The organism is Streptomyces sp. NPDC015125, assembly GCF_043080045.1.
In the GTDB taxonomy this organism is placed as follows: domain Bacteria; phylum Actinomycetota; class Actinomycetes; order Streptomycetales; family Streptomycetaceae; genus Streptomyces.
The window spans coordinates 400,403-419,942 of the sequence record NZ_JBIBVF010000004.1; the positions used below are offsets into that span (position 1 = coordinate 400,403).

Below are 19,540 nucleotides of genomic sequence, written 5' to 3' on the forward strand. Positions count from 1 at the left end.
GCTGTGGGGGGATCAGCTCAGCGAATCATGTGCGGCGGCACGGCGCAGCCGGATGAGGAGGATGGGGCGGGGGTGTCGTGGGGTGCCGCGGGGGTGCTGCCGAGCCGGCCGCCCGGCCCGGGGATCAGCGGCCCACCCCGGCGGCGAACGGGATCTGGGCGGTGGCCGTGGAGCCCTCGTCCCGCGCGGCCGGATGCCGCCACAGCCCGGCGTCCCGCAGCACCGGCAGCACCCCCTCCCCGAACCAGTACGCCTCCTCGACATGAGGGTGCCCGGAGAGGATGAACTCCTCGATGCCCAGCCGCTGATACTCCACGATCCGCTCCGCGACCTCCGCATGGCTGCCCACCAGAGCGGTGCCCGCCCCGCCCCGTACGAGCCCGATACCGGCCCACAGATTCGGCGCGATCTCCAGCCCGTCGGTGCGGCCGCCGTGCAGCGCCAGCATCCGGCGCTGCCCCTCCGACTCGCTGCGGGCCAGCCCCGCCTGCACGGCACGTATCGCCTCCGGGCTGAAGCCGTCCAGCAGCCGCTGCGCCTCGGCCCAGGCCGCCTCCGCGGTGTCCCGGGTGATCACATGCAGCCGGATGCCGAACCGCACCCGGCGCCCCGCGCGGCCGGCCAGCTCCCGGACCCAGGCGATCTTCCGCTCGACCTCGGCCGGCGGCTCGCCCCAGGTCAGATAGACGTCGGCGGCGCGCGCGGCCACCTCTCCGGCGGCCGGGGAGGACCCGCCGAAGTACACCGCAGGCACCGGATCGGGCACCCGGGCCAGCCGGGCGCCCGCCACCCGCAGCTGCTCCCCGGTGAAATCCACCGTCTTCCCGGCCCACAACTCCCTGACGATGTCCAGGAATTCACCGGTCCGGGCGTAACGGTCGTCCTTCTCCAGGAAGTCTCCGTACGCGCGCTGCTCATGGCTCTCGCCACCGGTGACCACATTCAGCAGCAGCCGTCCGCCGGAGTGCCGCTGGAAGGTGGCGGCCATCTGGGCGGCCAGCGTCGGCGCGATGATGCCCGGCCGGAACGCCACCAGGAACTTCAGCCGTTCGGTCTCGCGGGCCAGCATGGCCGTGGTGAGCCAGGCGTCCTCGCACCAGGCCCCGGTGGGGGTGAGAGCCCCTTCGAAACCCAGGTCCTCGGCGGCACGGGCGATCTGTGTGAGGTAGCCGAGGGTGGCGGGCCGCTCCCCGCCGGCGGACCCGGTGGGCAGACCATGGCCGCCGCCGACGACATGACGGCTGTCGCCGTAGGTGGGCAGGAACCAGTGGAAGGTGAGGGAGGACATGTGAGCTCCGAAGGAGGGGAAGAGGGCGGAAAGGGGAGGAAGGGGGAGGAAGGGGAGGGAGAGGAGGGAGAGGAGGGAGAGGAGGGAGGTGAGGAAGAGGGGAAGACGGAGTGCGGGGGCGGGGACGGGTCGGGGCCGGGCGTCGGGCCTCCGGCGCCGGCCTCGGGCTCGGGGTCGGGCGTCAGAGCAGACCGTGCCGGGGCGGGCGGGTGCCGTTGAGGACGTAGCGGCCGATGTGCTGGACCTTCCAGCGGACCGGGTCGTGCAGGGTGTGGGTGCGCGCGTCCCGCCAGTGCCGGTGAAGGTTGAGCCCGTCCAGGGCGGCCCGGGTCCCGGCCACCTCGAACAGCGCACTGCCGGTCTCCACCGCCGCCTCTGCGGCCACCACCTTCGCCGCGGCCACCGCGATCGACGCCTCCGCCGCCGAGTCGTCGGTGAGCGCTTGCGCCGCGCTGTCCACCGCCCGTGCCGCCGAGGCCAGCAGTGACTCGGCGGCCCGCACCCGGACCGCCAGTTCCCCGAACCGCTGGATCAGCAGGGGATCCTCGGCCGCGCTGTCCAGACCGCTCTCGAACCACGGCCGGCTCTTGGTGCGCACGAAGGCGCTGGCCTCGGCCAGCGCACCGGAGGCGATCCCGGCGTCGATCGCGGCATGCAGCAACTGGGCCACCGCGCCGTGCAGTTGGGGCCCCCGGAAGGTGAGGTGATGTGGGACGACCCGGTCGTTCGGCACCGCCACCTCCGCCAGGTGCACCGTGCCACTGGCGGTGGTCCGCTGCCCCATCCCGTCCCAGTCGTCGACGATCCGCACCCCCGGCGCCTCCTTGGGCACATACGCCACATAGAGCGCCTCGTTACGGCCGCGTGCCAGCACCGGGATCCAGTCGGCGAACAGCGCACCGGTCGCATAGTGCTTCACCCCGCTCAGCACATACGAACCGTCCGCCGCGGGCATCAGCCGGGTACGGATGTCCTGCACATGGCGGGTCCCCGCCTCCGACTGCGCATTGCCCAGCCGCCGCCCTGCCAGCACCTCGCCGAAGAAGAACGCCTGCTGCTCAGCGGTGCCCTGACGGCGCAGCACTTCGAGGTACACAAAGTGGCTCTGCGGGATCTGGGACAGGCTGGCGTCTCCGGTCGCCAGCAGCCGCACCACCTCGGCCAGCGTCTCGGTCCGCACCTGCGCACCCCCGTGGGACCGCGGCACGGTGATGGCCGGCAGCCCGCTCGCCGACAGCCGCGCCAGCTCGGCGTGCGGCAGCCGGCGGGCGGCGTCCCGCTCCGCGGCACCGGCCCGGAACTCCTCGGCCAATTCCGCCGCGACCGCCAGGGCCTCGGCGTCATCGGCGATTACATGAGCGGTGGCGGGCCGCGGGGGAGCGGTCACGGTGCTGCCTCCAAGGGAGTGTGAAAGGGGCGTGCGGCACGCACGGGGAAGGGAGAAGCGGAAAGGGGGGAAGGGGAAAGGGCGAAGTGGAAAGGGGGAAGGGGGAAGGGGATCAGGAGGACCAGCGGGGGAGCGGCGGTCAGCTCGCGACGGACAGCAACGGGCTGCGCCCGATCGCACCGGAGAACTGGGTCAGAACCTGGTCGAGCCCCTCCTGCGCGCCCGGCTCGACGGTCAGTGCGCCGTCCTCCCGTACGGCCAGATGCCGGTCGAGGACGAACCAGCCCTGGACGATGTGCGCGGCTCCCATGGACGAGAGCACCGGCCGCAGTGCGTAGTCGATCGCCAGGACATGGGCGGTGCTGCCACCGGTGGCCAGCGGCAGCACGGTCTTGCCCGTCAGCGCGTACTGCGGCAGCAGGTCCAGCAGCGACTTGAGCAGACCGGAGTAGGCGGCCTTGTAGACCGGTGTGCCGATGACGACACCGTCGGCGCGGGCGAACAGTTCGGTGGCCTCGACGATCGCCGGATGGCCGAAGTCGGCCCCCAGCAGTGCCTCGGCGGGCAGGGTGCGGACGTCCAGCGGAACGACGTGGTGCCCCTCGTCGGCGAGCCGGGCGTCCAGATGACGCAACAGACGGGCGGTACGCGAGGTCGCGGAGGGGCTGCCGGAGACGGACAGAACGGTGGCCATGAAGGGGATCACCTCGAAGTGCGGGACGGGAGTGCGGAATGTGTGAGGGAGGGGGAGCCGGGAGCCCTCGTGAGCTGGGAGCCCCGTGAGCCGGGAGCCTCCGTGAGCCGGGACGGGCCGAGTGCGGGGCGCGGCGTTGGTCGGGAGTACGGGGAAGGGGGCCGGCCAGGAGTGCCAAGTCGGCTCGGGGAGCGTGCTGTCGAGTACGAACCGGCCGACCGGGCTCGGCGCGCTCAGGGCCTTACGGCGGACGGCACCGGGCCCGGCGAGCGCGCGGTGACCGCTTCCCGCGCCGGTGTGGCGTCCGGTCCCGCGGCCGGTGCCTGCGGCCCCTCCTCCTGGCTCTCCTCCCGGCTTTCCTCCTGGCCCTCCGCCTGTCCCTCTTCCTGTGCCTCCAGCTCGCGCACCAGCGGCAGCACCCGCTCGCCGAAGTACTCGACCTCCTCCAGGTAGTGGAGGAATCCGAGCAGGAACAGGTCCACGCCCAGCCGCTTGTACGCCACGATCCGCTCGGCGATCTGCTCCGGAGTGCCGATCAGGCCCGTACGGAAGCCGTCGTTGTACTGGATCAGGTCCTCGAAGGAGGAGTCCTGCCACATGCCGGTGCCGTCGGCCGTGGACTGCCCGGCCTGCTTGACCGCCGCGCCGAAGCCGTGCACCGCCTCGGTGTCCGCCTTGGCGATGATCTCCCGCAGGACCTCGCGGGCTTCGGCCTCGGTGTCCCGCGCGATCAGAAAGCCGTTCAGCCCGAAGCGGGGGGCCGGCCGGACCGCGGCGGCGGCCGACGCCCGGACGTCCGCGAGTTGCTCGGTGACGCCGGCGAAGTCCTTGCCGTTGCTGAAGTACCAGTCGGACACCCGGCCGGCCATCGCCCGTGCGGCGGTGGAGTTGCCGCCCTGGAAGATCTCCGGATGTGGGCGCCCGGTGGTGCTGAGCGGCTTCGGCTTGAGCGAGAAGTCCCGGATCCGGTAGAAGTCCCCGGCCAGTTCGGCGTGGTCCTCGGTCCAGATGGTGCGCAACGCCTCAATGAACTCCTCCGCACGCCGGTAGCGCTCATCGTGCTCCAGCCACGGTTCCCCGAGCGCGCTGAACTCGCCCTTGAACCAGCCGCTGACGACGTTCACCGCGAACCGCCCGCCGGAGAGCTGATCGGCGGTGGCGCCGAGCTTCGCCAGCACACCCGGGTGCCACAGCCCCGGATGCACGGCCGCGATCACCTTGAGCCGTTCGGTGGCGAGCAGCAGCGCGAGGCTGAAACTCGTGGACTCGTGCTGGAATTCAGCGCCATAGCTGGCCATATAGCGGACCTGGCTCAGCGCATACTCAAACCCGTTGTTCTCGGCCAGCACCGCCAGCTTGCGGTTGTAGTCGTAACCCCATTCGGTACGCTGCTCGATGGTGCTGGTCACCAGGCCGCCACTGACATTGGGCACCCAATAGGCGAAACGTGCGGGGGCGGCGGCGGGCAGGTCGGACATCAGGATCTCCCGGTGGTGAAGAAAGCCGTGCAAGAAGGCGCGTCACAGCAATCGCGTGAAGTCCTTACGGAAAGACGCGAGGCGGCTGACGGAAGGCGCGGGTAGCTGACGAAAGGGCGCATATCCGCCGGCGACGCGTCGCCGGGACGTCGCGGCGACGCGGCGTCGCGTCGCCGCGACGATCACCGCAGAATGCGTTCGGTAATGAAAACAACGACGGGTGCGGTAGCACTCTCAGACGTCAGTGTTCTCAGACGTCAGTCGTTCTCAGCCGTCGGTGTTTTCAGTCGTCAGTGCTCGCGGGCGGCACCGCGACAGAGCGCGCTGGAGATCCGTGCGAGATCGACGTGACGCCGTTGCGTGAGTTGCTTTTGTTGCCCGTTCATGAACGCGTCACTTCCTCGCAACAAATGCCGTGCCGGCCAATGGGCGACGGTCCTTGCGGCCCTTTCCGGTCAATGTGGCCGCTCCCCGCCGAGTTTAGCGGCCGGGGTGCGAAGCGTCGATACGGCAGAAGTGAAGTGGTGATAGGGTCCCCCTTGAACAGGGGGAAGATCTCCAGGAGAAGTCCTCAAAGGCGGGTGAATCCACTGAGGTTCACTCTCGGTACCGGATCGCCAGGGGTGCGTATTCCGTGCGGATCGAGCAACTCGAATACATAGCGGCCGTCACCCGCCTCGGGTCACTGCGCAGAGCCGCCGAGGAACTCCATCTGTCCCAGCCCGCATTGAGCGAAACCGTCCGCAATCTGGAACGCGAACTCGGTGTGGACATCCTTGACCGCAAGCGCTCCGGAGCGAAGATCAGCGACGACGGCCGGGAGCTGCTGCCGCATATCGTCGGGGTGCTCGATGCGGTCGACAAACTGCGCCGGGCCGCGGACGACCAGCACCACATCAGCCGGATGGTGCGCCTGGGCACGGTCAACGCCGCCACGGTTCCGCTGCTGGTACCGGCCATCCGCGAGTTCCGCTCCGGGCATCCGCTGACCCAGGTCGAGGTGCTCGGCGCCCAGCAGGCCGAGATCCACCGTGCGCTGCTGGAAGGCAGCCTCGACCTGGGACTCGTCAACTACCTGCGCGGCGACGACCTCCCTCCGGACGTCCACACCACCGAACTCCTCCGGGGCCGGCCGGTGGTGTGCATCCGACCGGACAGCCCGCTGGCGGAGCTGAGCGAGGTCTCGGTGACCGAGCTGCTGGCCCAGCCGCTGATCGTGATGCGGTCCGGCTATGTCATGCACCGTTTCGTCCACCGGCTCCTCAAGGGCCGCACGCCCTCCTTCTCCTACTCCACCGACGGCGCCGAGATGGGCAAGCTGATGGTCGCCGAGGGCCTGGGCGCCACGGTCCTGCCCGACTTCAGCATCATCGGCGACCCGCTGGAACGCAGCGGCACCATCACCTACCGCCCCCTGGCGGCCGACCGTACCGACGTCATGATGGTGATCCAGCGCCGCCGCTCCGGCTCGGTCCCCAAGGCCGCCCGCGATCTGTACGAGCTCTTCGTCCGCCGGGCCGCCGCACACCGTACGGCGGCCGCCGGCGGGTCCTGACCCGCTCCGCCGCCGGCGGGAGCTGACCCGCTCCCGCCGCTCTCCCTTCGCCTCGCCCCTCGCCCCTCACCCCTCCGCTCCCGCCGCTCTCCCCTCGCGTCCCGTCCCTCCCCTCACCCCTCCGCCGACAACGCCCCCCAGGCGCCCGCCGGATCGTCCGCGGCCGGCCCCGCGGGTACCCACTGCCCGTCTTCCCTGCGAAACGGCCACCAGCGGCCGTCCCGCCCGTAGCGCAGCTGGGCTCCGCCACCGACCACCGTCCACCGGTTGCGGGTGGCCCGCAGCCGCGGCCGGGCCTCGCCGTCCTCCCAGGCGGCCGCGAGCCGCCCGGTGGCCCGCGCCAGCGCCTCCGGCTCCGGTGTCCAGTCCTCCTCCAGGACCGCGAGTCCGGCCGGGCCGCCCAGTTCCCAGGCCCGTACGGCCGGCGCCAGCGCCCGCGCAGCACGCCCCGAACCGGCTGCCAGCCGCGCCGATATGGCCTCCCCGGGGCCGGCCGCCGCCAGCCGGACCGCATCCTGGGCGGGTGTCAGCACCGGCGGCAGCGGGTCGTCCGGATGCCCGGCGGAGAGCGCATCCGCCAGCAACCGCCGGGCGCGCGCCGCCGCGTCCCCGATCAGGAACTCCAACGCGGCCACGTCCACCCCGGGCGCGGGCGGGGTGACACCGCCGAGCACCGGCGGGACGCCCGGTGCGGCGACCGGCGACGGTGCCGCGGGCAGCGGCGGCAGGATGTCGCGCGCCGCATACGCCTCCGCCGCCGGCACCCCCGAACCGGGATGCTCCGCCGCCCTGTCCCCGCCCGCCGCCCCGACACCGACTGCAGGCCTGTCCCCGCCCGCCGGCCCTTCCGCCCGCGCCGCGCTGCGTGCCTGCAAGGCGTCGAACAGCTGCCGCTCACTCCGGCCGCGCAACAACAGCAGGACGAACGGGTCCCGGTCGAGCAGCCGCGCCAACTGGTAGCACAGCGCGGTCGTATGCGCGCAGTGGTCCCACGCGTCGCAGCTGCACTCCGCCTCCAGGTCGCCGATGCCCGGCAGCAGTTCGATACCGGCGGCCGACGCGTCCTCGACGAGCACCGGCGGCATGTCACGGTCCAGCAGCGCCGCGATATGCCCGCCCCGGTCCGCGACCAGGTCGAGAAAGTGGTCCCAGTCCGCCACGCTCAACTGCTGCAACAGGACATCGGACCGGTGCCGCGTATGGTCGCGGTCCTGGACGACCGCGGTGATCCGGCCCGGACGCACCGAGACCGCGCCGACCGCACCGGCCCGCGCATGCCGTCGGCCCAGCTTCAGCTGCCCGCCGTCCAGCGCCGTGTCCTCCAGCGCCTTGAGCCACGCCTGCCCCCACCAACTCCGCGCAAAGGCCCGCCCGCGTGCCGGGGGCAAGGCACCGAACGTCCGCTCGCCGGCCGCCGGGTCCTTGTCGTCCGGATAGCTCCCCTGGGCCGGGCCCCTCTGGTCCGGATGCCTTTCCTGCGCCCGGTCCCTCTGGTCCGGATGCCTTTCCTGCGCCCGGTCCCTCTGGTCCGGATGCCTTTCCTGCGCCCGGTCCCTCTCGTCCGGATGCCTCTCCTGCGCCAGGTCCACCGCTTCTTCCTCTCCGGGCCTCGTCATCGCTCACTCCCTCGCAGCGCGACCAGGTCCGCCAGGTCGGCGTCGGTGAGTTCGGTCAGCGCGGCCTCACCGGACCCCAGCACCGCATCGGCCAACTGCTGCTTACGGGAGAGCATTTCGGCGATCCGGTCCTCGATCGTGCCCTCCGTGATGATCCGGTGGACCTGCACCGGCCGGGTCTGCCCGATGCGGTACGCGCGGTCGGTGGCCTGCGCCTCGACGGCCGGATTCCACCAGCGGTCGAAGTGGACGACATGCGACGCCCGGGTGAGGTTCAAACCGGTACCCGCCGCCTTCAACGACAGCAGGAACACCGGCGCCGCGCCGTCCTGGAAGCGCTGCACCATCTCCTCACGGCGGGCCACCGGCGTCTGGCCGTGCAAGAACTGCGTGGGCACCCCGCGCACCGCCAGATGGCTCTCCAGCAGCCGTGCCATCTGCACATACTGGGTGAACACCAGCACGCTCGAACCCTCGGCCAGCACGGTGTCGAGCAGCTCGTCCAGCAGCTCGACCTTCCCCGAACGGCCCGCGATCCGCACTGCCCCCGCCGCCTGCCCCCGGCCAGCCGGGCCGCCGCCTTCCTTCAGGTACTGCGCGGGGTGGTTGCAGATCTGCTTGAGCGAGGTGAGCAGTTTGACCACCAGCCCGCGGCGGGCGAACCCGTCCGTCCCGGCGATCTCATCGAGTCCCTCGCGCACCACGGCCTCGTAGAGCCCGGCCTGCTCCTTGGTCAGCGCCACCACACGGTCGGTCTCCGTCTTGGGCGGCAGCTCCGGCGCGATCCCCGGATCGGATTTACGGCGGCGCAACAGGAAAGGCCGCACCAGCCGGGCGAGCCGCTCGGCCGCCGCGGCGGCCTCCGGGGACGCCGCCGCACCGCCCTCGATGGCCTGCGCATAGCGCGTCCGGAACCGGTTCAGCGACCCCAGCAGGCCGGGTGTCGTCCAGTCCAGGATCGCCCACAGCTCCGACAGATTGTTCTCCACCGGGGTGCCGGTCAGTGCCACCCGGGCCTTGGCGGGCAGGGTGCGCAGTGCCTTGGCGGTCGCGGAGAACGGGTTCTTGACGTGCTGTGCCTCGTCGGCGACGACCAGCCCCCAGCCCACCTGCGCCAGCTTCCCGGCGTCGAGCCGCATCGTTCCGTAGGTGGTGAGCACGAACTCGTCGTCCGCCGGCTCCGCCAGGCTGCGCCGCCCGCCATGGAAGCGGCGCACCGGCGTGCCCGGCGCGAACTTCTCGATCTCCCGCTGCCAGTTGCCCATGAGGGAGGCCGGACAGACGACAAGCGTGGGGCCGGACGAGGCGGGGGTGGTCTGCCGGTGCAGATGCAGGGAGATGAGCGTGATCGTCTTCCCCAGCCCCATGTCGTCGGCGAGACAGGCGCCCAGCCCCAGCGACGTCATCCGGTGCAGCCAGCCGAGCCCGCGCACCTGGTAGTCGCGCAGCGTCGCGGTGAGCGCGGCCGGCTGCCGGACGGCTGCGGCACCGCCGTTCTCCGGGTCGGCGAGCAGGTCGCGCAGCCGGGCCGGCCACCCGGAGGCCTCCACTTCCACCCGGTCGCCGTCCGGGGTCTCGGCGGATCCGGTGAGCGCGGCGCCGAGCGCATCGAGCGGCGTGATCTTCCGGTCCGGCCGGTCCCGGGCGGCCCGCACCGCCTCCGGGTCGATCAGCACCCACTGGTCGTGCAGCCGCACCAGCGGCCGTCCCGCCTCGGCGAGCCGGTCCAGCTCGTTCCTGTCCACCTCCTGGCCGCCCACCGCGAACCGCCAGCTGAAGGAGAGCAAGGCATCCGCCGACAACAGTGCAGGCAGCCCCGGTTCCGGTCCCTCCCACCCGCTGCCGTCGCCCGCCTCCGCCTCGGGCGACCCCACCACGGCCCGGCTGGTCAGCTTGCGCGCCAGCTCCTTCGGCCAGTGCACCTGCACCCCGGCGGCGGCCAGCGCACGGCCGGCCGGACCGAGCAGCTCGGCGACTTCTTCCTCGGCCAGATCCAGTGCCCCGGGTACCGCAGCGGACAGCAACGGGGTGAGCGGCGCCCAGACCTCCGCCGCACGACGCAACGTCAGCAGCGTGTCCATCCGCGCCTGCGGGCCGAAGGCCTGCCCGGCGGGCGACGCCCCGGCCCACACCTCGGCGGCCTCGGCGACCAGCGTCGGGTCGGTGAGGCTGTGCAGCTGGAGCACGGCGGTGAAGGTGAAATCGCCGTCCGGGGGGTCCGCGGCCTCCGTGGTCTGCGTAGTCTCCGCGGCCTCCATGATCTGCGTGGGCTCCGCCGCCTCCGCCGCCTCCGCCGCCTCGGTGGTCCCCGCGGCCTCTGCGGCCTCTGCGTCGGCGTCACCGCCCGGATCGTGCGCACCGGCCCCGGCCGACCGCCCCTCGCCTCGCCCACCGCAGCCCGTCAGCGCGTCCCGGTCACCGAGCCCCGCCACCTCCGTGCCCCGCACGTCCACCCGCAGCGAGATCCGTACGCCCGCGTCATGCCCCGCCGCGACATCCGCGGCCCACGCGCGCTGTTCGGGGATGTGCTGCGGGGCCGGCACCGCGAAGGCCGGCGCTCCGGTGACCAGCGCCGCCGCGGGGGATCGCGGCAGCCCGTCCGCCACCGCGTCGAGGAAGCACCGGACCTGCCGCTCGGGGTCCGGCAGCGCCGGCGGTTCGGAATCCGGCAGCGGGACCGCGTGCGCGTACGGCGGCATCGCGGCGGCGAGGTCGCGCAGCCGCTCGATATCCACCGGGTCGAGCGGGCCCAGCCGCCAGGCGTCGTACCCGTCGGGACTCACCCCCGGCAGCAGCCGGCCGCGCGCCGCGAGCTGCAGCGCCAGCACGGATGCCGCCCCCCAGAAGGCGGCCGCCGGATGGGTGCCCTGTGCGGCCCGCGCGCGGGTGAGCACCGGAACCGCCTCAGCTACCGACAGGACAACCGCCGGGACCTCGCACAGGAACACCCCACCGTCCTCGTCCGGCAGGACCACCTCCAGCCGCTCCGCCGCGCTGCCGTTCCCGTCCGCCGCGCCGCCGCCCTCGTCCGCAGCCCCGTCCGTCGCACCGTCCGCGCCGCGTGGCTCTTCCACGGCTGCGCCATCGGGGCGCCAGAAGGCCACCCGCCCGGCACGTGGCGGATCCGACGGCAGGAAAACCGCTGCACAGCGGGACAGCGCGGAGAGTCGAGCGGAGAACCGAGCGGGCGTGACCGCCGAGAGTGGTGCCACTGGATCAGGGCTCCTCAAGTTTGACTACTGACGCCTGAAGCGCCCGAGAGTACAGGACGCCACGTGGATACCTGGAACCTGTTGCGCGAAAACGGCGTTCAATGGAGTACACAGAGCGCGGCGTACGCCGCGGAAGGGGCGTGAAGGATGTCCACACAGGCGAAGGTCGCGGTCGGCGGGGTCGCGGTGGGAGTGATCCTGCTGTGGCTGCTGCCCTTCTGGGCGGCCCTCTTGGTCATGGTCGGGGTCCCGGCCGTCGCCTATCTGACGCTCGACTCCTCCCAACGACGCCGGCTCCGCCGCGTCAGCCGCAAGCAGATCGGCCGCTGACCGAGCGGACTCCTGCGCCGCGCCGCGCCGTCCGTCCGGCGCCCTCGCCCGACCTGAGCCCGACCTGAGCCTCGCCCGGCCCGAGCCCGGCCTGAGCCTCGTACGGGTCCGCCCCTCCCCGTTCCTGCCGCGCCGGGACGGGCGGCGCATTCGCCCCGGTGGGAGGGGCAGGGCCCTGCCGGCGAGGGCAAGGGCCCCGGTGAGAGGGGGAAGACCCTGGCGGGAGGGGGAAGGCCCTGGCGGGAGGAGGGAAAGCCCTGGTTCGTCCCGGCGTCCAGTCCGCCCCGCCAGTCCAGTCCGCCCCGCCCTCCCCGTCAGTCCCGTCCACCCCTTTGTGGAACAGTCCGCCTCACACCGGCCGCGCCGCCAACTCGTCGAGCGACGACAGCAGTGCGGGAAGCGCAGGCCCCCGCCCCACCGGATGCACCTCACCCGGTTCGTCGTCCAGCAGCACGAACGCAATGTCATCGGTGCGCGCGACCATGCTCCAGCCGGGGCCGTCGACCCGCAGTGTCCGCGCCTCGCCGGCTGCGAACGACGACCGCACCCGCCCGGGTGGCGGCGGCTCGCTCACATAGCCGCGCGCCTCCTCCAGGACCCTCCGCACCCCCTTGTGCGCGTGATCCCCGGGCTCGGCAAAGGTGTCCTCGTCATCCACCTGCTCGCGCCACGCCGCCCACTGCATGGCGATCTCGTCCGCGCCGAGCCGCCGTTGCGCAGGCCCCCACTCCTCGGCATCCGGCGGCGCGAGCGGCGCCGGGTCACCTTCCTGCGGCTCCGGATCGTGCGGCTGCGGCACACCCGGCGCCGCCACTGCGAGCGAGAGCGGCCAGCCGGGAAGTGCGCCGACGATGCTGTGCTCCCCGGGGGAGAGGTCGTACTCCATCCCGCAGTCCCAGGCCGCGATCGCACAGGCCACCAGCGACACATCCTCCGTCGCCACGGTCCAGCGCGCGCCGTCACTGTCCTGACCGAGGACCAGCCCGTAGCCCTCCGCGTACGGTTCGAGGCCGAGGCCCGCACACACCTCGGGGTAGTCGTCGCCGAGCACGCTCGGAAACTGCGCGGGCGTCAGCAGCACCGCCGTCAGCACGAACAACTGGTCGTTGTCGGCGCTCTCGGTCGTGGGCACGCGGGCCTCCCCATCCAATCCATCGCGGAGTACGTCGGCGCACCCTAATTGGCTTGGTACGGGCTTGTCACCAGCCGTACGCTGCGCAGATGTGTTTTTACAGCAGCCGGATGCACTTCGTGTGCCTGGCCTGCCGGGCCGCGTGGAGGAAGACGGCAACCTCACGGGGGCCGGGCCGCTGCCCGCAGTGCCGCGCCGAGCTGATCGACGCGGGCGCCGACCTGGCGGTCCCCAAGCGGCGCGACGCAGCAGGCTGGCGCGCCCTGGAGGCCGTCCTGCATGCGGGACTGACCTTCCACGGCGGCTGCTGTGGTACGGGGCCCGGCTACCGCCCGCGCACCCCACGCGAGGTCCGGGAACGGCTGGTGCTCGCCGGCCGCACGGGGGTGCCGCTCACGAAGGCGCTGGCCGTGGCGGATCCCACCCGCACGGACCGCTATGGCGCCGACGCGCGCACCCCGAGGCGCGGCACCCGTACCGCACAGCGCGCGACCGGTGTCTCCCACCGCGCACGCGAAACCTCCTGACAGCTGACAGCAACACCACGAATCCGGCCACCGCACGCCCCGATCTGACGCCCGTCACGCCCCCTCAACCACCAACCACGCCCCTAAAATTGGCCCGTCGGCGAACGAAGGGGAAGATGTCAGGTGCGGCGCTACGACTGGTTGCGGGAGATCCGGCGGCTCGACCCGGAGCGTGACTTCCTGCGGATCTACCGCATCATCGCGACCCATGAATTCCCCTGGGACTACGCCAGAGCCCTGGAGTTGGCGCTCTATCGCACCTACGCCGTGCCGCGCATCGGCCGACTGCTCGCCGAGACCGCCGAGCTGACGGACCGTACGCAAAAGCGCTATGACGACACCGCTCTCCTCCTGGACGCCGTCGTCGAGCACGGCTTCGACGGGGAGGACGGCCGAACGGCGATCCGCCGTATCAACCAGATGCACCGCAGCTATGACATCAGCAACGAGGACATGCGCTATGTCCTGTGCACGTTCGTGGTGGTGCCCAAAAGGTGGCTCGACGCCTACGGCTGGCGACGGCTGACCGCGCAGGAACGGCATGCCGTCGCCGTCTACTACCGCACCCTGGGCCGCCATATGGGAATCACCGGACTCCCGGAGACCTACGAGGACTTCGAGCGGTGCCTCGACGCCTACGAGGAGGCGCACTTCGGCTGGGACGAGGCCGCGCGAAAGGTGTCGGACGCCACGCTGAACCTGATGGCGGGGTGGTACGGCCCGCTCGCTCCGGTGGTGCGCGGAGCGAGCATGGCCCTCCTGGACGACACACTGCTGGAGGCGTTCCGGTACGAGCGGCCCAAACCGGCGGTCCGGAAGGCGGTACGCACCGCTCTGAAACTGCGCGCCAAGGCCGTGCGATTGCTGCCGCCTCGCCGCACCCCCCACTACGCCCGTCAGAACCCCGAGATCAAGGGCTACCCGAACGGCTTCCGGGTGGCCGAGCTGGGGACTTTCCCCTCCCGCCGCACGGGCAGCTGTCCGGTGCCCCATGGGGAGGGCCCGGCGACGTCCTGAGCGGCGGAGCCCGGGGGGCCTGTTCGCCGGGCAGGCCGTCCCGCGGGCAGCTCCCCCGGGCAGCCCGTCCCCCGGGCAGCCCGTCCCCCGGGCAGCCCGTCCCCCGGGCAGGCCGCGCCCCCGGGCGGCCCCGTTACGCCCGGCGTACCGCCAGCGCCAAGTAGCGGGAGTCGCGGTCCTCGTACCGGATCAGGTCCCAGCCGCACGCCGCCAGGAGGGGCCGCAGATTCGGCTCCGCCCGCAGGTCGTCGGGGGTGATCGGGCGGCCCTTGCGGGCGGCGAGGGCCGCCCGCCCGATGGGGTGGAAGAGGGCCAGCCGGCCACCGGGACGTACGGTCCTGGCGAGTTCGGTGAGGCCGCCCGCCGAGTCCGGCAGGTGGGAGATGAGCCCGGCGGCGAAGACCGCGTCCAGCGCAGCGTCGGGCAGCGGCAGCCGGGTCACGTCGGCGAGCAGCAGCGCCGCGTAACGGTCGCGCCCGGCCCGTACAGCGGCCTCCAGCATCTCGGGCGTGAGATCGGCGCCCAGTACCGTCCCGCGCGGTCCCACGGCTTCCCTGAGCGCGGGCAGCGCCCGTCCCGTACCGCAGCCGGCGTCCAGCACCCGGTTGCCCTCCTGGAGGCCCAGTTCGGCGGCGCCCGCCGCATAGGCGGGACCGTCGCCGGGGAACTTCGCGTCCCAGCCGGCGGCGCGTGGCGCGAAGAATGACCGGACTTCGTGCGGGCGGTCGGCGTGGTGGTCGGCATGGTGGTCGCCGTGCTGGCCGGTCATCGGGCTCCTCCGGGGGCGGAACGGTCGGCGAGAGAGGCGGTACAGGCGTACGGGGCGTGGCGCTCGACTGCCCCGGGCGAGGAGGGCCCCGCCCGCGGACCGGCCCCCTCCGGTGACTGCTGCTGCGTCATACGCTCATGATTCCGCACCGACGGCACCGACGGTACCGGCCGCATCAGCGGCACCAGCGGCACCAGCGGCACCGGCCGCATCAGCGGCATGCGCCGTACCGGCTGCAATAGCCGGTCGGCCGCCGGGCGCCCGTATCCCACCCCACGTGACTCGCTCCCCACGCTCCTCACGCTCGCCCGCCGGTACCGCACAGTGATCCAACTACCATGAAGGGGACGGTTGATGGGTTTCTTGATCCGAAGACGTGGCGGCTTTGGCGAATCCGGGGAAATCCCCCTCAGCGGGGGGTACGGTCCTCGCCATGGATTTCGGACGGCCCTCCGCCGCCGAAGGCTCCCCTCGTCGAGCCGTGCATCCGTATACCCCGTGACACGCAGGACCCTGCATCCTGGAGGAGACGGCCGATGAACGCCGCACAAGGGGCCCCGGAGGACGCAGCCCCGGACCCCGACGCCGAGTTGACCCTGAAGATCTTAGTCGCGGGCGGCTTCGGCGTGGGCAAGACAACCCTGGTGGGCTCGGTCAGCGAGATCCACCCGCTGCGCACGGAGGAACGGCTCAGCGAGGCGGGCGAGACGGTGGACGACACCGGGGGAGTGGACAACAAGGGCACCACCACGGTGGCGATGGACTTCGGCCGCATCACCATCAGGCAGGGCCTGTCCCTCTACCTCTTCGGCACCCCCGGACAGGACCGCTTCTGGTTCCTGTGGGACGACCTGTCGGAGGGCGCGCTGGGCGCCGTGGTGCTGGCCGATACCCGGCGGCTGCAGGACTGTTTTCCGGCCGTCGACTACTTCGAGCGCCGTGCGATCCCGTTCCTGGTGGCCGTCAACTGCTTTGCGGAGGCCCGGTCCTACGGGGCCGACGAGGTCTCCCGTGCACTGGACCTGGACCGTGGTACCCCGGTTGTGCTCTGTGACGCGAGGGACCGGGACTCCGGCAAGGAAGTGCTGGTCCGGCTCGTCGAGCACGCGGGGCGGCGGCACTCCGCCCGGGTGCTGGATTCGGTGGGATGAACCGGCGGGCGGAGGTGGCGCGGATGCCGGACGGCGCGCGCCACGCACCCTTCAGCTCGCGACATCCCCGAGGGCGACGACCTTGTCGATCCTGACCCGTACCACCACCTCGCCCGGAACGCCGTTGCGGGCGCCGTACTCCTGCGCACGGTCCTCGCCCATGTAGCGGGCCGCAATCCGGGTCGCCCAGTGGCGTACGTCCGTCAGATCGTCGCTGATCTCCGCCGTTCCCTGTACGGACACGAAAGCGAACGGTGGCCGTTCGTCGTCGACGCACAGTGCCACTCTGCCGTCGCGGGCGAGATTGCGGCCCTTGACCGTGTCCGCACCGGTGTTGAACACCAGCTCTTCACCGTCCATGAGGAACCACACCGGTGCGAGGTGCGGGCTGCCGTCGGCCCGTACGGTCGCCAGCTTGCCGGTATGCGTGCCCTCGGAAAGGAACCTCTGCCACTCGTCCTTCGTCATCTTGTGTGCCATGCCGACATCCTCATCCATGCGGCACGCGTACGCCCCGCGTGGCACGCCGGGCTGTGGGGCCGCTTGCCGAGACGGCGGAGGTGGGACAGGCTGGCACGGCAGTTCGCGGACCGCGGGCTGCCGTCCGGCCAGGAATGCGGACGGGGACACGGGGAGGAAGCAGCAATGGCATTGAGCAGCGGACTCGACTGGCTGCTGGACGATCTGACCAAGCGGGTGCAGAAGGTACGGCACGTATTGGTGCTCTCCAACGACGGTCTGGTGACCGGGGCGAGCGAGGGACTGGCGCGGGAGGACGCCGAGCATCTAGCAGCGGTCGCCTCGGGGATGCACAGCCTCGCGAAGGGGTCGGGGCTCCACTTCGGAATCGGCCGGGTGCGTCAGACCATGGTCGAATTCGACGACGGAGTGCTGTTCGTGACGGCCGCGGGAGACGGCAGCTGTCTGTGCGTGCTGGCGGGCGCCGACGCCGACATGGGGCAGGTCGCCTACGAGATGACGCTGCTGGTCAATCGCGTCGGGGAGCACCTGGGCGTTGCGGTCCGCCAGCCGGAAAGTTATCCACAGGTCTGAGGCGGGGGTTGACCCACCGTCGCCGCCTGCGGCTATCGTCGTCACTGTCAGTGATCGACCGAGTTGCGGGGGAAGCGACATGACAGTGGTGTGCGACGGGCAGCAGACGCTCACGACGGGGCGGGCGGCCCGCGAACTGGAGCTGAGGACGGGCGAGTTCGAGCTCGCCACCCAGCTCGGAGAAGTACGGACGGTCGCGGTCGCGGCCGGGGCCGACGGCCGGCCGGCCGGAGCCGGATCGCTCGGCCGGCGCCGGGTTCCGGCGGAGGAGATCGCCCGGCTGCAGGCCGAGCCGGGCTTCCCGGACGCGCTCCGCGAGCGGATCCACACAGTCAGCACGACCGAGGCCGCCGCTCTCATGGGCATCGGGCCCGGCCGGGCGGTCCGTCTGACCCGGGCAGGCTGTTTCGGCCCCGTCCGGTTCTATGTGAACCGCTTCGGCGCGGTGGTCTGGCTCTATCTCGCGGCCGAGGTCGCCGACTTCGCCGACCGTGAACCCGACCTGATGCGGGGCAACACCCCGCCGGCGATGCGGGTGATGCTCGACAGCGGTCAGGACTGGCGGGCACGCCAGTGGCGCAGCCGGCGGATCGCCCAGCTCATGGGGCAGACCGACGAACCCTGGGAAGCGGCAGCGGTGATCGCCGCCGTGCTGCCGCCGGAGGAACTGGCCTCGGTGGCCGAGAACCCGCTGGAGCGGTCCCTACTGCGCCGGCTCAGGCCCACCCTGGCCTCCGTGATCACGGTGACCCCGGCCGCCAGGGAATCCTTCGAGCGCGTACTGACGGCGGATGAGTTCGACGAAGTGCTGTGGTACCGCGTCCACCTCTCCCGGTGCCTGGAAAGGGCCCGCAGGGAGGACCCGGGGCGCCCGCGAACACCGGCCGCCGTGCCCTCCGCCGCCCGCCCGGGGCAGTCACCGAGCTTTCTGAACGACCCTTCATGGTCCAGCACTACCGGGCCGTCCTGAAAGCCCGTGATGCCGTGAGGCCCCGGCGGGGGAGCGGAACGAGTAGCCCCGGGCGCCCATCGGCCCCCCGGCAGCCCAGAAGGGAGCCATGGTCGTGTCCGGGGTCGAGCTTCCCATCGCCCTGCTCGGCATACAGCTCGGCGATGCGCTCGGGGTCGCCCTCGCCAATCCTGCGCAGCAACTCCTCAACCACAGTGCGCGTGTTCGTAGGTGCGGCTATGGGCATGGCTGACCTCTCCGTCCTGGTCCGCGTCCTCCGACGCGGAGAGATCACCAACCCTGCCAGCGCGGGCACACCGAGACGAAAACCTCTGAAGTAAGGCAAGCGCATCATCAAGATCCACTTTTGATACGTGCCCTAGGTCCGGGGCGGTCCTTCGTCCTGGCCCATGGAGCCAGAACGAGGACGGGTGCGCGGCCCCTCAGTCGATGCAGAACTCGTTGCCCTCGATGTCCTGCATCGGGATGCACGAATCGTTGCCGTCATACAGCGTTTGCAGGTGTACCGCGCCGAGCGGGACCAGTCGTGCGCATTCGGCCTCAAGTGCGGCGAGGCGCTCTTTCCCCACGAGTCCGGTGCCGACCCGCACATCAAGATGCAGCCGGTTCTTGGCGGCCTTCCCTTCGGGGACGCGCTGGAAGTACAGTCGCGGGCCCACACCCGAGGGATCACTGCAGGCGAACGATGAATCCCGCTGCTCAGGTGGCTGCGAGCGCTTGAAATCGTCCCAAGTGGCAAACCCCTCCGGTGGCGGCGGTATGACGTACCCCAACACCTCGCACCAGAAACGAGCGAGGCGTTCAGGTTCTGCGCAGTCGAAGGTGACTTGGAACTGCTTGATCGACGTCATCGATCCACCATAGTGGCGCGTGCTGTTCACCGGGCCCCCGGCTGTCATGGCCGCGCGGGTCGGGGTCTCGCCCCGGGCGGCCGACCGGGAGGGGAAACGGCTGTCCTCCGGCCGGGCCGAATAACGGTCGCACCACTCCGGTGCGCCCGGTGCCGCCGGCCAGTCCCCGGCCGCCTCGGCGCCCTCGTTCAGCGCGGCCCGCAAGGTCTCGACCACGAACTCCAGCCGGTTCGGGTGCTGGCCGCGGCCAGCACCTACGTGGCGTCCGGGCGCTGCCGCTTGCCCGCCTCCATGCCGGGCCAACGGCGTCTGGGCATCCGGGAGGGGGCGTCTGCGCTTGGGCGTACGCGCGGGATCACGATGCCTCCATCAGCTTTCGGCCCCGCGCATTGCCCCGTGCCTTGCCGCCGTGGTGCAGGGGCGGGGCCATTGCCGTGCAGTTCCCCGGACCGTGACGTCAGCGGTACGCGCTGCACGCCGCATCCGCGGGGGAGTTCACGCTCCGGTGCC

General features: G+C 71.8%; 18 protein-coding genes and 1 pseudogene. 7 read left to right on the forward strand and 12 right to left on the reverse strand.

Translation table 11 applies throughout. From position 1 onward, the window contains the following. Nucleotides 1–124: 124 nt before the first annotated feature. The 5 genes from ACF088_RS13875 to ACF088_RS13895 form a co-directional block, all read right to left on the reverse strand. Nucleotides 125–1,288, reverse strand: a complete 1,164-nt coding sequence (locus tag ACF088_RS13875) for an LLM class flavin-dependent oxidoreductase (RefSeq protein WP_392375918.1) — start codon at nucleotides 1,286–1,288, stop codon at nucleotides 125–127. A gap of 181 nt (nucleotides 1,289–1,469) precedes the next feature. Then, nucleotides 1,470–2,675 carry an SfnB family sulfur acquisition oxidoreductase gene (locus tag ACF088_RS13880; protein ID WP_392375919.1) on the reverse strand — a complete coding sequence of 402 codons (1,206 nt, stop codon included), beginning with the start codon at nucleotides 2,673–2,675 and terminating at the stop codon, nucleotides 1,470–1,472. 139 nt (nucleotides 2,676–2,814) lie between these two features. After that, the gene (ssuE, locus tag ACF088_RS13885; protein ID WP_392375921.1) at nucleotides 2,815–3,369 is read right to left on the reverse strand and encodes an NADPH-dependent FMN reductase; all 555 of its coding nucleotides are present in this window, start codon (nucleotides 3,367–3,369) and stop codon (nucleotides 2,815–2,817) included. A gap of 233 nt (nucleotides 3,370–3,602) precedes the next feature. Continuing rightward, the gene (gene sfnG / locus ACF088_RS13890; RefSeq protein WP_392375923.1) at nucleotides 3,603–4,847 is read right to left on the reverse strand and encodes a dimethylsulfone monooxygenase SfnG; all 1,245 of its coding nucleotides are present in this window, start codon (nucleotides 4,845–4,847) and stop codon (nucleotides 3,603–3,605) included. A gap of 290 nt (nucleotides 4,848–5,137) precedes the next feature. Beyond that, nucleotides 5,138–5,233: a putative leader peptide gene (locus ACF088_RS13895; RefSeq protein WP_392375925.1), complete on the reverse strand. Its 96-nt coding sequence runs from the start codon at nucleotides 5,231–5,233 to the stop codon at nucleotides 5,138–5,140. Between the two features lie 248 nt (nucleotides 5,234–5,481). Here ACF088_RS13895 and ACF088_RS13900 point away from each other — a divergent pair, with 248 nt between their 5' ends. Next, a complete protein-coding gene (locus ACF088_RS13900) occupies nucleotides 5,482–6,402 on the forward strand; it encodes a LysR family transcriptional regulator (RefSeq protein ID WP_392375927.1) in 921 nt (306 codons plus the stop codon). Between the two features lie 113 nt (nucleotides 6,403–6,515). Here ACF088_RS13900 and ACF088_RS13905 read toward each other — a convergent pair whose 3' ends face one another. Continuing rightward, entirely contained in the window at nucleotides 6,516–8,018 is a 1,503-nt protein-coding gene (locus tag ACF088_RS13905) for an SWF or SNF family helicase (RefSeq protein ID WP_392375929.1), read from the reverse strand. Beyond that, the gene (locus ACF088_RS13910; protein WP_392375930.1) at nucleotides 8,015–11,230 is read right to left on the reverse strand and encodes a DEAD/DEAH box helicase; all 3,216 of its coding nucleotides are present in this window, start codon (nucleotides 11,228–11,230) and stop codon (nucleotides 8,015–8,017) included. Before ACF088_RS13910 ends, ACF088_RS13905 begins: the two co-directional genes overlap by 4 nt. A 147-nt stretch (nucleotides 11,231–11,377) precedes the next feature. Between ACF088_RS13910 and ACF088_RS13915 the strand changes: the two genes are divergently transcribed. Further along, nucleotides 11,378–11,560: a hypothetical protein gene (locus ACF088_RS13915; RefSeq protein ID WP_030077786.1), complete on the forward strand. Its 183-nt coding sequence runs from the start codon at nucleotides 11,378–11,380 to the stop codon at nucleotides 11,558–11,560. Nucleotides 11,561–11,909: 349 nt separating this feature from the next. On the opposite strand, the gene ACF088_RS13920 is transcribed toward ACF088_RS13915, so the two are convergent. Further along, nucleotides 11,910–12,692, reverse strand: coding sequence for a hypothetical protein (locus ACF088_RS13920; protein ID WP_311627850.1), 783 nt, complete (start codon nucleotides 12,690–12,692; stop codon nucleotides 11,910–11,912). An 89-nt stretch (nucleotides 12,693–12,781) separates the two neighbouring features. Here ACF088_RS13920 and ACF088_RS13925 point away from each other — a divergent pair, with 89 nt between their 5' ends. Both ACF088_RS13925 and ACF088_RS13930 read left to right on the forward strand, forming a co-directional pair. After that, complete coding sequence (locus ACF088_RS13925) at nucleotides 12,782–13,219, forward strand: hypothetical protein (RefSeq protein ID WP_392375931.1); 438 nt, start codon at nucleotides 12,782–12,784, stop codon at nucleotides 13,217–13,219. A gap of 123 nt (nucleotides 13,220–13,342) precedes the next feature. Continuing rightward, the gene (locus tag ACF088_RS13930; RefSeq protein ID WP_392375932.1) at nucleotides 13,343–14,236 is read left to right on the forward strand and encodes an oxygenase MpaB family protein; all 894 of its coding nucleotides are present in this window, start codon (nucleotides 13,343–13,345) and stop codon (nucleotides 14,234–14,236) included. 133 nt (nucleotides 14,237–14,369) lie between these two features. Here the strand turns inward: ACF088_RS13930 and ACF088_RS13935 are convergent, their stop codons facing one another. Continuing rightward, entirely contained in the window at nucleotides 14,370–15,005 is a 636-nt protein-coding gene (locus ACF088_RS13935; protein ID WP_392375934.1) for a class I SAM-dependent methyltransferase, read from the reverse strand. Between the two features lie 536 nt (nucleotides 15,006–15,541). On the opposite strand from ACF088_RS13935, the gene ACF088_RS13940 reads away from it, so the two are divergent. Further along, entirely contained in the window at nucleotides 15,542–16,156 is a 615-nt protein-coding gene (locus tag ACF088_RS13940; protein ID WP_392375935.1) for an ATP/GTP-binding protein, read from the forward strand. Between the two features lie 51 nt (nucleotides 16,157–16,207). On the opposite strand, the gene ACF088_RS13945 is transcribed toward ACF088_RS13940, so the two are convergent. Continuing rightward, on the reverse strand, nucleotides 16,208–16,636 hold the full coding sequence (locus ACF088_RS13945) for a PPOX class F420-dependent oxidoreductase (protein WP_392375937.1): 429 nt from the start codon (nucleotides 16,634–16,636) through the stop codon (nucleotides 16,208–16,210). A gap of 165 nt (nucleotides 16,637–16,801) precedes the next feature. On the opposite strand from ACF088_RS13945, the gene ACF088_RS13950 reads away from it, so the two are divergent. Continuing rightward, nucleotides 16,802–17,209, forward strand: coding sequence for a roadblock/LC7 domain-containing protein (locus tag ACF088_RS13950; RefSeq protein WP_392375938.1), 408 nt, complete (start codon nucleotides 16,802–16,804; stop codon nucleotides 17,207–17,209). A 79-nt stretch (nucleotides 17,210–17,288) separates the two neighbouring features. After that, a complete protein-coding gene (locus ACF088_RS13955) occupies nucleotides 17,289–18,179 on the forward strand; it encodes a DUF6397 family protein (protein ID WP_392375939.1) in 891 nt (296 codons plus the stop codon). An 85-nt stretch (nucleotides 18,180–18,264) separates the two neighbouring features. Here the strand turns inward: ACF088_RS13955 and ACF088_RS13960 are convergent. Together ACF088_RS13960 and ACF088_RS13965 are read right to left on the reverse strand one after the other, a co-directional pair. Continuing rightward, a pseudogene (locus ACF088_RS13960) lies at nucleotides 18,265–18,405 on the reverse strand (ketosteroid isomerase); the annotation flags it as partial. 196 nt (nucleotides 18,406–18,601) lie between these two features. After that, nucleotides 18,602–19,030 carry a VOC family protein gene (locus ACF088_RS13965; RefSeq protein ID WP_392376026.1) on the reverse strand — a complete coding sequence of 143 codons (429 nt, stop codon included), beginning with the start codon at nucleotides 19,028–19,030 and terminating at the stop codon, nucleotides 18,602–18,604. Nucleotides 19,031–19,540 lie beyond the last annotated feature (510 nt).